Source organism: Haemophilus sp. UMB1048, assembly GCF_030218125.1.
Classification (GTDB): domain Bacteria; phylum Pseudomonadota; class Gammaproteobacteria; order Enterobacterales; family Pasteurellaceae; genus Haemophilus_D.
Genome location: NZ_JASOPB010000003.1, coordinates 1 through 12339, shown reverse-complemented (window position 1 = coordinate 12339; position 12339 = coordinate 1). Strand labels below are relative to the sequence as shown.

Here is a 12339-nt window from a genome sequence, read left to right as displayed (position 1 = left end):
TCGTTAAGTTGTAGGTAAATATTATGAGTAATAATGATTTCTTAGTATTAAAAAATATCACTAAATCTTTTGGTAAATCCACAGTCATTGATAATTTAGATTTAACCATTAAACGTGGCACTATGGTGACCTTATTAGGGCCATCTGGTTGTGGTAAAACCACTGTGTTACGTTTGGTGGCAGGCTTAGAGAACCCAACTTCAGGACAAATTTTTATCGATGGTGAAGATGTAACCAAATCATCTATTCAAAATCGTGATATTTGTATCGTATTCCAATCTTACGCTTTATTCCCACATATGAGCATTGGCGATAACGTGGGCTATGGTTTACGTATGCAAGGTGTGGGAAAAGAAGAACGCGCTAAACGTGTAAAAGAAGCCTTAGAGTTAGTTGATTTAGCAGGTTTTGAAGATCGTTTTGTGGATCAGATTTCAGGTGGTCAACAACAACGTGTGGCATTAGCACGTGCGTTAGTGTTAAAACCAAAAGTATTACTTTTTGATGAACCATTAAGTAACTTAGATGCAAACTTACGTCGTTCTATGCGTGAAAAAATCCGTGAATTACAACAAAGTTTAGGTATTACCTCGCTTTATGTGACTCACGACCAAACCGAAGCATTTGCGGTATCCGATGAAGTTATCGTCATGAATAAAGGTAAAATCATGCAAAAAGCACCGGCAAAAGAGCTTTATTTGCGTCCAAACTCTTTATTCCTTGCAAACTTCATGGGGGAATCGAGCATCTTTGAAGGTAAATTGGAAAATAACACCATTGACGTGAATGGCTACAAATTACCATTAAGCAATGCGGCACAATTCAATTTACCAGATGGTGAATGCTTAGTAGGCGTACGTCCTGAAGCAATTTACTTAAAAGCAGAAGGCGAGGCAGCACAACAATGTGAAATCAAGAGTGCAGTCTATATGGGTAATCACTGGGAAGTGGTGGCAATTTGGGCAGGCAAAGAATTGCTCATTAATACTAAACCTGAAGACTTCAATGCTAATCTGAAACAAGCTTATGTGAATTTCTCTGAACAAGGCATTTTCTTGCTGAAGAAAGAGAAATAATATCAATCTAAAGGCGTATGGAAACATACGCCTTTTCTTTTAAAACCCTTTCAAAATTGACCGCGCTTTTCCTTTCATTTTTACTTTATCCAACAGAGCTGTATAATGTCTCGCTTTTGAATATAAACGATATGGGGGAAAGCTCATGATTAAAACCGATACCTTACCGCAATTTTTGCGAAACAAAGTGGCGGAAAACGATGCCTTTGGTCTTGTGGAAGGGCTGTGCCAATTATTACGTAATAGCCCTACAGAAAAAATTTCTCCAACCTTACATTTATTTAAGTTTATCTTAAAGAAAGATAAAGAATTAGGCTGTTCTGTTTCGAAATTATTATGTGGTTGGTTATGTGGTTTACGCCTTTACCCGTTGTTTATTAGTAGTGGTATTCTTACGCGTGGCGGTTTTGGGCAAGAAATGAAAACGCGTATTTATGAGCGTTTTAACCCCTCTTTTAAAGATATTAATGATTTACGTGATATTTTTTATTTATTGTTTAGCGATAAAAATGATGCACGCTGGATTGATGCCGTCCCATTAAAAACGTGGCGAGGCGTATTTGGCGTTTTAACCCGTTATACAGAACAAAAAGATCGGGAACGTTTAAAAAATCATATTGAAAGTGAAGGGCTATTTGCCATAGAGATGCTTTCAATTTGGATTGCAGCTGAAGATATGGATCCTGAACTGATGCGAATGGAACCCTCTCTGTTAAATGCTGATTCACCTTTTGTTGCTTTACACCATGAGGTGGTTGATTGGGTAGCGGCGCGTCGCCAGTCAATAGATTTTGATGATAGCCATTTACAGGTAATGTTTGATCAATGTAAGGCATTGATTATTGGCTTACAGAAACGTGGGGCAGTAGTGGGGTCTTCCTTAAATACAGCGTATTTATTAGAACGTCTTTCCCAGACTTTAGAACGATTAAAAACGTTGATGGCAATTTTTGTTTCAAATCGCTATTTACCACGCCGAATATTGTTATTAACCGGTTGTTTTGCCCGTGCGGCAGCGGAACGTCATAGTATTTCCCGATTATGGAAACAAAGCTCAGGATTAATTGCTCGTAGTGTTACGCAGAATGCTGGGGACCACGGTGAGCATTACATTACGCGAGATAAAAAAGAGTATTGGGCAATGTTTTACTCTGCGGCAGGTGGTGGTGTATTGATTGCACTAATGGCGTTATTTAAAACCTATTTAGGCAGCATTATTGATGATAAAGTCTGGAAAGGTCTTGCCGAAGGTTTAAATTACGGCTTCGGTTTTATGGTGATCTTTATGTTGCATTTCACGGTTGCAACCAAACAGCCAGCCATGACAGCTGCTCGTTTTGCTGAGGCAGTGGAGAAAAATCCACAAGGCAAAACATTAAATATGAAATTAGCCCAGTTATTAGTGGATGTATTTCGTTCCCAAAGCGTGGCCGTTTTAGGCAATGTAGTAGTTGCTATGGGATTAGCGGCATTAATTGCTTTTGTTTATCAACATCAAACAGGTGAGCCATTGATGAATTCAGAGAAAATAGCCTATCAATTACACCGTATTGATCCTTTAGATGGTTCTTTATGGTTCGCAGCTATTGCAGGTGTATGGTTATTCTGCTCCGGAATTATTTCTGGCTATTTTGATAATCGTAGCAATTATTTGAATATGCGCATGCGTTTAGCACAACATCCGTTATTAAAAAAATTGATGTCTGAGAAGTCTCGCGTTAAATTTGCTAATTATATGCATGAGAATTATGGTTCGCTTATTGGTAACTTCTGTTTTGGTATGTTACTTGGGCTTACCGGTTTAGTGGGATATTTAACTCATCTCCCGTTAGATATTCGTCATGTTGCATTTTCATCAGCGAATTTAGGATATAGTGCAGTCAGTGGACAATTTGCCTATCCATTCTTTTTACAATGCATTGCTTTTGTGTTGCTGATTGGTTTAGTTAATTTAATGGTCAGTTTTTCATTGACACTTTGGGTCGCACTGCGCTCTTTAAATACGGAAATTGACAGCTGGTGGGCAATTTGGCATGAAGTTTGTCAAATTGTGAGAAAACGTCCATTAAGCTTATTTTTCCCTGTTCAATTAGATAAATAACCCTCTTAAGTGCGGTCAAAATATCAACGTTTTTGACCGCGCTTTCTTTTCGACAAATTTAATTTGCGTTATCATGTTGCTCATCTAATGCTATAACTTTATGAATTATTCTAATGAAACCCACATTTCTTGAACTTCGTCACCTAAGAACCTTGCTTGCTTTAAAGGAAACGGGCAGCGTCTCGATGGCGGCAAAACGTGTTTATTTAACACAATCGGCACTCTCTCATCAAATTAAATTAATGGAAGAGCAATTCGGTTTACCTCTTTTTGAGCGTAAAAGTAATCCATTGCGTTTTACTGCAGCAGGCGATCGTTTGATTCGTCTTGCCAATGAAATTCTTCCAAAAGTGGTTGATGCAGAACGTGAGCTTGCACGCGTAAAACACGGTGATGCAGGGCAGTTAAGAATTGCAGTAGAGTGTCATACCTGTTTCGACTGGTTAATGCCAGCGATGGATGAGTTTCGTCAGCATTGGAGTCTAGTGGAATTGGATATCGTCTCAGGTTTCCATACTGATCCTGTAGGATTGTTATTGTCTCATCGTGCAGATTGGGCGATAGTGTCAGACGTTGAGCAAAATGATGATGTTCTGTTTAAACCGCTATTTTCTTATGAAATGGTGGGAATCTGTTCTAAAGATCATCCATTAGCCAATAAAGACGTTTGGCAGGCAGAAGATTTTGCTGAGGAAACTTGGGTAACCTATCCCGTGCCTGATGATATGTTAGACTTATATCGTCAAGTGTTGAAACCGAAAGGTATTAATCCGCCACGTCGTACGACAGAGCTAACGATCGCCTTGATCCAGTTAGTGGCGAGTCGTCGGGGTATTGCTACAGTGCCTTATTGGGCTGCCTTGCCTTATTTAGAAAAAGGGTATGTAGTGGCACGCAAAATTACAGAAGAAGGGTTGTACAGTAACCTTTATGCAGCAATTCGTAAAGAAGATGCCAATTTAGCTTATATCGAAGATTTCCATCAAACAGTAAAAGCACAAAGTTTTTCGACCTTACCTGGTTTGTCTGTTTTAGAGTTGTAGTAGGCCAATATGTCAGAAGTGGTGACAGAAAATCCCATCAAAGCCGCAGCAAAAGCGGCATTTCCTTACAGCATGCCAATGCTTGCCGGCTTTTTATTTTTAGGCATTGCATATGGCATTTACATGAAAGCACTTGGATTTGGTGTTTGGTTCCCTGTTGCAATGGCAGCACTCATTTATGCGGGCTCCGTTGAATTTATTGCTGCTGCAGCATTAGTCATGCCTTTTTCGCCTTTAAGTGTCGCATTAGTTACGCTGATGGTAAGTGGTCGTCAGATTTTTTATGCCATTTCCATGCTAGAAAAATATGGTGCTCAAATTGGGAAAAAACGTTGGTATTTAATTAGTACTCTAGTAGATGAAAGTTTTTCCCTGAACTATATGGCGAAAATCCCCGACCATTTAGATAAAGGCTGGTACATGTTCTTTGTCAGTTTTTATCTCCATCTTTATTGGGTCGTAGGAGCCGGATTAGGTAACCTATTTGGTTCAATCATTCCTTTTGATTTAAAAGGGGTAGAGTTTGGGATGACCGCACTTTTCCTCGTAATCTTTGCTGAAAACTGGCTAAAAGAAAAATCTCATGAAAGCTCATTATTAGGTTTAGGCGTAGCCTTTGTATCGCTGTTAATTGTGGGGAAAGAACACTTTTTAGTGCCAACGCTAATCAGTATCTGGATTCTATTAACGGTACGACGTCCTAAACTTTCATCTAAATTGGAGGCACTAAAATGACATTGATGGAACAAATTATCACCATTGTGATTTGTATTGTGTGCGTGCAATTTACTCGATTATTGCCATTCTGGATCTTTCCTGCAAATCGTCCGATTCCGGAATATGTTCGTTATCTAGGTAAAGTATTACCTGCCGCGATGTTTGGGATGCTAGTAGTGTATTGCTATAAAAATGTGGATGTGTTGAGTAGTTATCACGGCTTGCCCGATTTTATTGCGGGAGCTTTGGTATTGGGATTGCATTTCTGGAAAAAGAACATGTTTCTTTCCATTTCAGCAGGTACGATTTTTTATATGTTTTTAGTGCAAAAAATCTTTATCTAAGCGAATGTTGAGTGAAATAAAAATTTCTTGATATTGCAATCGGTTGCCTTTATTTCGCCTCTTTTCCTCAATTCCAAAATCTTTTATGATGCCGCCTCCAATCATTGTTGACGGAGAGATTTATGGAATTTAATTTCATCGAATTATTAGGTTATTTGGCAACATTTTTTGTAGCCGCGTCTTTTTTATTTAAATCGATTGTTCACTTGAGAGTTGTTAATGCAATTGGAGCGGTACTTTTTGTCGTTTACAGTTTGATCATCAAATCTTATCCAGTTGCGCTTCTAAACGCATTCTTAGTTTTCGTTAACTTATATCAACTTTATCATTTGAAAAAAGAGCAGCCGGCATCAAAAGTGCTTAAATAATTGACCGCACTTTTCCACGATTTACCCCCACATTTGATATAACGCAATTACTATTGGCATAGTAAACATACAAAGCAGCGTCGTTACACCATAAATGGCGCTGGCTTTTTGTGGATTGTTGTTATAAATCACCGCCATTTGTGTCACGGTTGCTGCAGAAGGACTAGTGGTGGCTAAAAAGCTAATTAGCACAATGATCTCGCCTTTTTCAGCCCACTGTACAAACCCAATCAGCTTTATTAATACCAATAATGCAAGTGGAATAAGTAGCAACCGCAAGAGTGTAACTAAATAAATGCGTTTGGATGCTACGATGCTCCGTAAAGGAATTGCCGCAATCAGCATACCGGCGACAAGCATGGCATTCGGACCAATAAACAATCCAATCGAAGACAGCGTACCATTAATAATATTTGGCAACTTAATTTGAAAAGCAAACAAAAATGCCCCGACGAGAATTGACCAAATATTGATGTTTTTGGCAATCATCTTCCAAGATAAATTTCCTTTTCCTACAATAATCAAACGACAATGCGTCCAAAATAGAAAGGTTTGTACCACAATAAAACAGCTGGCGTAAATGACCCATTCTTTGCCAAATAGCGACATCACAATCGGAATAATTAAATTACCAGAATTAGAATAAATGGAGGTGGCGTGCTCAATAGGATCAAGTTTTAGTAGGCGTTTTAATAGACTGCCAATGATAATCAAAATAATGTGAAGAAACACCGCCATAAGCAGTGAGAGCTGTAAACCTTGCAGGATTTCAGGTGTGTAATCAATTTGAAATGCCTCAATCATCACTGATGGACTGATAACATAAAGCCCAATAATAGAAAGCGGCTTGCTATCTTCTGATTTTAATAGTTTTGATTTAACCAACCCATAACCAATAAGCACAATAAGTGTCAGTTCAATAATTTTAGTGCCGAGTAAAAAAGTGATATCCATAGTGAATCTTGATGAGAAAAGTTGTTGTTATAAAAGAAGAAAAGGGCAAAATAATTTGCCCTTTAAATTGATTTAGGTTACTCCCATTCGATCGTTGCTGGGGGTTTTCCGCTGATGTCATACACCACGCGGGAAATGCCATTCACTTCATTGATAATACGGTTAGACACTTTGCCCAATAAATCATAAGGCAAATGTGCCCAATGTGCGGTCATAAAGTCGATGGTTTCTACCGCACGTAGTGAGATAACCCAATCGTATTTACGGCCATCACCCATCACACCTACAGATTTTACAGGTAAGAACACGCTGAAGGCTTGGCTGGTTTTTTCATACCAACCGCTATTGCGCAATTCTTCGATAAAGATTGCATCCGCACGACGTAATAAATCGCAGTATTCTTTTTTCACTTCGCCTAATACACGGACGCCTAAACCTGGACCAGGGAATGGGTGGCGGTTGATCATTTCAGCCGGTAAGCCTAATGCTAAACCGATTTTACGTACTTCATCTTTAAATAATTCACGTAAAGGTTCAACTAAGCCAAGTTTCATATAGTCTGGTAAGCCACCTACGTTGTGGTGTGATTTAATCACATGTGCTTTACCGGTTTTGCTTGCTGCAGATTCGATCACGTCAGGGTAGATCGTACCTTGTGCCAACCATTTCACATTAGTGAGTTTTTTCGATTCATCATCAAATACATCCACGAATACTTTACCGATAATTTTACGTTTCGCTTCAGGATCCGATACGCCTGCAAGTTCGCCTAAGAAACGGCTTTCAGCGTCAACACGGGTAATGTTCAAGCCGAATTTATCACCGAACATTTCCATGACTTGATCGCCTTCGTGTAAGCGGAGTAAACCGTTATCCACGAATACGCAGTGTAAGTTTTTGCCGATAGCACGGTGTAAAAGTAATGCAACCACAGAAGAGTCCACACCACCAGATAAACCTAAAATCACTTCATCATCGCCCACTTGCTCTTTAATGCGAACAATGGCATCTTCGATAATGTTTTCTGCTGTCCATTTGGTTTCGCAACCACAAATGTTCACCACGAAATTCATTAATAATTCCAAACCTTTTTTGGTATGGGTTACTTCAGGGTGGAATTGTACACCGTAGAAACGACGATTTTCGTCAGACATGGCCGCAATTGGGCAGGTTGGAGTCGTACCGGTAACTTGGAAGTTTTCAGGTAAACGCGTGACTTTATCGCCATGGCTCATCCATACATCTAATTTGCTATCGCCATCATTTAAATGAGCGAAAAGTGCGGTTGGATTATCCATTAAAACAGAGGCATAGCCGAATTCACGATGTTCAGAGGTTTCAGTTAAACCGCCAAGTTGCATTGCCATGGTTTGCATGCCGTAGCAAATACCCAATACAGGCACGCCGGCATTAAATACATATTCAGGTGCACGCGGGCTGTTTTCTTCAGTGGTACTTTCAGGACCACCAGAAAGAATGATACCGTCTGGATTAAATTCACGGATTTGTTCTTCAGTCACATCCCACGCCCAAAGTTCGCAGTACACACCGATTTCACGCACACGACGTGCAATCAGTTGAGTATATTGTGAACCGAAGTCGAGGATCAGGATTTTATGATTGTGGATGTTTGTCATTTTTTTCTCTAAATTGTATTAATTTTCTTCAGTGGAAAGATATATACTTTGCGGTTATTTCCATCTTTATCTTTCTGAGCTTTCTTAATAATCGGACCAGCTAATGTGACAACCCCCTCATAAATATATGAATTAGGTGCGTCATTTTCGAATAAGTGTAGAGTAACATTGTTACTATCTGATTCCGATAAAGTTTTATTTTGAGAGCTTAAGGTTTGATCGCCAGTTAATCCCATCCCAGTTAAATATAAAATATCATTTTCCCAGTGATTGATATATGTCTGTTTTCCATAAGTTTTGGTAACTAAAACAAGAGTTTTTGTTTTTAGAGATCTTCTCATGCCACCTTGAGTTGAACATTTAAAAATATCACATAGTTCTTGGTTAGTTATTTTTTGTTTAACATTAGGGAGATGCATATAAAATACCTTTTGTTTTAACCCATGCGATAGTTTGGCGCTTCTTTAGTGATAGTTACATCGTGAACATGGCTTTCTTTAATACCTGCACCACTGATGCGAACGAATTCTGCTTTCGTGCGTAATTCTTCGATGGTTGCGCAACCAGTTAAGCCCATGCAAGAACGTAAGCCACCCATTTGTTGGTGGATGATTTCTTTTAAGTAACCTTTGTATGGAATACGGCCTTCGATACCTTCTGGCACGAGTTTGTCTGCAGCGTTATCAGATTGGAAGTAACGGTCTGATGAGCCTTTCGCCATGGCACCTAATGAACCCATACCGCGGTAAGATTTAAATGCACGACCTTGGTAAAGTTCGATTTCACCCGGTGCTTCTTCAGTACCCGCGAACATAGAACCAACCATTACACAGCTCGCACCTGCTGCGATAGCTTTTGCAATATCACCAGAGAAACGAATACCACCGTCCGCGATAACTGGAATACCACGATCTTTTAATGCCGCAGCAGCATCTGCGATAGCGGTGATTTGTGGAACTCCTACACCGGTCACGATACGAGTTGTACAAATTGAACCTGGACCGATACCTACTTTCACTGCGCTTGCGCCTGCGTCTGCAAGTGCGATAGCACCTTCAGCCGTTGCTACGTTTCCCGCAACGATAGGTAAGTTTGGATATTTTGCACGCGTTTCACGAACACGTTGTAATACGCCTTCTGAGTGACCGTGAGAAGAGTCGATTAACAACACATCTACGCCGGCTTTCACTAAAGCATCAATACGTTCTTCGTTACCTGGGCCTGCACCTACAGCTGCACCGACACGTAAACGACCAAATTCATCTTTACATGCATTTGGTTTTTGTTCCGCTTTTTGGAAGTCTTTAACGGTGATCATGCCTTTTAATTTGAATGCATCATCTACTACAAGTACTTTCTCTACGCGGTTTTGATGCATTAATTCTAAAATCGTTTCACGGCTTGCACCTTCTTTTACGGTGACTAAATCTTCTTTTTTTGTCATTAATTGTGAAACAGTTTTGCTTAAATCTTTTACGAAACGCGTGTCTCGGCCAGTGATGATACCGATTAAGTTATTTTCAGCATCAACAACAGGGTAGCCTGCGAAGCCGTTTTTCTTCACCATTTCAGCAAGTGCTGCAAGGGTTAAATCGGGAGAAACAGTGACAGGTTCAGAAACGATACCACTTTCGAATTTTTTCACTTTACGAACACGATCCGCTTGGCGTTCGATCGTCATGTTTTTATGAATAAAGCCGATACCACCTTCTTGTGCTAAAGAGATTGCTAATTTGGTTTCTGTGACAGTATCCATTGCAGCAGAAAGCATCGGAATATTTAAGCGAATTTCTTTGGTGAGTTGAGTTGAGAGGTTAGCTGTGTTCGGAAGAACAGTTGAATGAGCTGGGACGAGTAGAACATCGTCAAAAGTCAGAGCTTCTTGTTTAATTCTAAGCATGGCAATATCTCGCTGTTAAAAATTGTGTCAAAAAATATTGCGGCGAGATTATACAGATTTTTCATGTGGTTGAAAATGAATTTTTTCGCTTTTATGGTAAGATTTGCTAAGGTTTTTATGAGAAGGAATGAATATGCCATCGTTATTGGATTGTTTGTCTGATTGTCAACCTAAAGTGCGGTCAGATTTGATGTCGTTTTTAAATATTACGTCAAATGAATTGGCGCAAGAAATGGCATTGTTGAGAGAAGTGGGATTAAATATTCAAGAAGAAAATGAGATTTATCAGCTGATGCCAGAAATGCCCTTGTTAAATCCTCAAGCTATTTCGACCGCACTTTTTCCTTATTCTGTGCATTATCATCAAACCATTTCTTCAACAAATGAATTTATAACGAATCAAATTAACCTATTAAAAAAAGGCGATTTGTGTTTGGCAGAATATCAAACAGCAGGGCGAGGACGTCGCGGTCGTCAATGGCTTTCACCGTTTGCTGGGCAGTTAATTTTTAGTTTTTATTGGACTATCGATCCTAAAAAAGCATTGGATGGATTAAGTTTAGTGATTGGTTTAGCTATTGCAGAAGCGTTAAATGCGAAAGTGAAATGGCCAAATGATATTTTGCTTTCAGGGAGGAAACTAGGTGGCATTTTAGTGGAGATTATTAATCACAAGAATGGGTTGCTTAATTTAGTGGTTGGTATAGGGATCAATGTAAAATTGCCACAATCAACCGAAATTAGTCAGCCGTATGCACAATTAACTGAACAGAATCCTGATATAGATCGTGAAATGATCCTTGTTAAAGTGATTCAACGTATTTATTCTCGATTAGCTCAATTTGAAGAAAAAGGCATTGATGAGGAATTCATGCAACAATGGATAAACCATAATGAATTTTTTGGTGATGAAGTGAATGTCTTTACAGAACAAGGCGCGATTTCAGGTATAGAGCAGGGGATTGATAAACGCGGTTATTTAAAAGTCATAACCGATGAAGGTGAGCGGTATTTTAATGCCGGAGAAGTTTCTTTAAGAAGGAAGTAAACCAAAAGTGCGGTTAAAATTAACCGCACTTTTTATATGATGCTAAACCACTTTTTGAATAAGCGCTGAAATGTCATCTGCAAATTTTTCATCTCTTGCCATTTTCTCAATTTCCTCAGCAGAATATTTTTCACCGTCATACACGACAACAATACTAAGATCATTGGGTTGCAAGAAATGCATTTCGCCGAACTCGGTATAACGGGTGGCGCCAATACTAATAATCGCTTGTTCAGGATAGTTTGCTTGCTCTAATAAAGAAGCAATATGATTCATCGGTCCCTCATCCGGTTGATTATTCATTCTATCGACGATCCAATCTAATAATTGTTGGTGGAAATAGCTATAACCGATAGCGGGGCTGTCAATACCATACGTATTGAGCTCGCTATTTCTTTTATGGAAGCAAGCGATACGATATTGATCAATTTCACTTCCCTTAATAAAGGAAGAAAGTGGAATTAGTTTGGTTGAAACACCTTTACTTGCCGATCCCCAGTTTTTCTTTTCACAGATTTTTTTCGCATTAGGACGACGAATAGAGCAGTCATTATAGGCTGCAAAATAGTGCGGAATAATTTTTTCAACTTGCTTTCCTTTATAGATAAGATCACAAATAAGTGCAATCTCAGGCTCAATTTGCAGATTATCAGCACCTTGTGGAAAATTAATTTGATTGTGACTTAAAGGAAAGGTAGAAAGAAAGCCAGCTTTTTCGCTTGGCACATAAAACGGGAAAATCGCTTTGGGTTGAATGGCATTTTCTGTTTTTACTTGAGTGAAATCAGCTGCTTCGCCAGCTTGTTCTAAATGACCTGCGAAATTTCCTGCCACACCGAAACCAATCATTTGTTCAAAATTCATAAAGACCTCATTAGATTGCTTACTCTTTTTTGGGGTAATTTACCTTGAATATTGAACAAAGACAATTCACTTTGATGATTAAATCATCAGACAGTAAAAAAATTGAATTTTTTTATAAAAAAGCACTTGCAAAGAATTCTGAAAGTCCTATAATACGCCCCACACAACGACGCGCTGTTGTGAATCTTAAGAAAAACCGGTGCGTCGTTGTTTTTTGCTCTTTAACAATATATCAGACAATCTGTGTGGGCACTTGTTGATTGACTTGTTTTAAAAATATTTTTTAA

At 39.0% G+C, this 12339-nt stretch carries 12 protein-coding genes; 7 read left to right on the top strand and 5 right to left on the bottom strand.

The window, feature by feature from the left end; genetic code table 11:
* The first annotated feature begins 23 nt into the window (after nt 1-23).
* From fbpC to QP437_RS03185, 6 genes are all read left to right on the top strand, one after another.
* Nucleotides 24-1076: a ferric ABC transporter ATP-binding protein gene (gene fbpC, locus QP437_RS03210; protein ID WP_065285904.1), complete on the top strand. Its 1053-nt coding sequence runs from the start codon at nt 24-26 to the stop codon at nt 1074-1076.
* A 145-nt stretch (nt 1077-1221) separates the two neighbouring features.
* Nucleotides 1222-3177 carry a site-specific recombinase gene (locus QP437_RS03205; protein ID WP_285266934.1) on the top strand — a complete coding sequence of 652 codons (1956 nt, stop codon included), beginning with the start codon at nt 1222-1224 and terminating at the stop codon, nt 3175-3177.
* 113 nt (nt 3178-3290) lie between these two features.
* Nucleotides 3291-4220, top strand: coding sequence for a LysR family transcriptional regulator (locus tag QP437_RS03200; RefSeq protein ID WP_049384778.1), 930 nt, complete (start codon nt 3291-3293; stop codon nt 4218-4220).
* Nucleotides 4221-4229: 9 nt separating this feature from the next.
* Nucleotides 4230-4955, top strand: a complete 726-nt coding sequence (azlC, locus tag QP437_RS03195; RefSeq protein ID WP_197559307.1) for an azaleucine resistance protein AzlC — start codon at nt 4230-4232, stop codon at nt 4953-4955.
* Nucleotides 4952-5281 (top strand): branched-chain amino acid transporter permease, encoded by a 330-nt coding sequence (locus QP437_RS03190; RefSeq protein WP_285266933.1) that lies wholly within the window; start codon nt 4952-4954, stop codon nt 5279-5281. The genes azlC and QP437_RS03190 overlap by 4 nt, the downstream gene beginning before the upstream one ends.
* A gap of 122 nt (nt 5282-5403) precedes the next feature.
* Nucleotides 5404-5649 (top strand): YgjV family protein, encoded by a 246-nt coding sequence (locus QP437_RS03185; RefSeq protein ID WP_285266932.1) that lies wholly within the window; start codon nt 5404-5406, stop codon nt 5647-5649.
* A 21-nt stretch (nt 5650-5670) separates the two neighbouring features.
* Here the strand turns inward: QP437_RS03185 and QP437_RS03180 are convergent, their stop codons facing one another.
* From QP437_RS03180 to guaB, 4 genes are all read right to left on the bottom strand, one after another.
* Nucleotides 5671-6603, bottom strand: coding sequence for an AEC family transporter (locus QP437_RS03180; protein WP_285266931.1), 933 nt, complete (start codon nt 6601-6603; stop codon nt 5671-5673).
* A 77-nt stretch (nt 6604-6680) separates the two neighbouring features.
* Nucleotides 6681-8240, bottom strand: coding sequence for a glutamine-hydrolyzing GMP synthase (gene guaA / locus QP437_RS03175; RefSeq protein ID WP_285266930.1), 1560 nt, complete (start codon nt 8238-8240; stop codon nt 6681-6683).
* Nucleotides 8241-8248: 8 nt separating this feature from the next.
* Nucleotides 8249-8659, bottom strand: coding sequence for an HNH endonuclease (locus tag QP437_RS03170; protein WP_285266929.1), 411 nt, complete (start codon nt 8657-8659; stop codon nt 8249-8251).
* Between the two features lie 17 nt (nt 8660-8676).
* Nucleotides 8677-10140, bottom strand: coding sequence for an IMP dehydrogenase (gene guaB, locus QP437_RS03165; RefSeq protein WP_005697778.1), 1464 nt, complete (start codon nt 10138-10140; stop codon nt 8677-8679).
* Between the two features lie 127 nt (nt 10141-10267).
* Between guaB and birA the strand changes: the two genes are divergently transcribed.
* Entirely contained in the window at nt 10268-11188 is a 921-nt protein-coding gene (gene birA / locus QP437_RS03160) for a bifunctional biotin--[acetyl-CoA-carboxylase] ligase/biotin operon repressor BirA (RefSeq protein WP_285266928.1), read from the top strand.
* A gap of 42 nt (nt 11189-11230) precedes the next feature.
* Here birA and QP437_RS03155 read toward each other — a convergent pair whose 3' ends face one another.
* Nucleotides 11231-12052 (bottom strand): DUF5718 family protein, encoded by an 822-nt coding sequence (locus QP437_RS03155; RefSeq protein WP_285266927.1) that lies wholly within the window; start codon nt 12050-12052, stop codon nt 11231-11233.
* Nucleotides 12053-12339 lie beyond the last annotated feature (287 nt).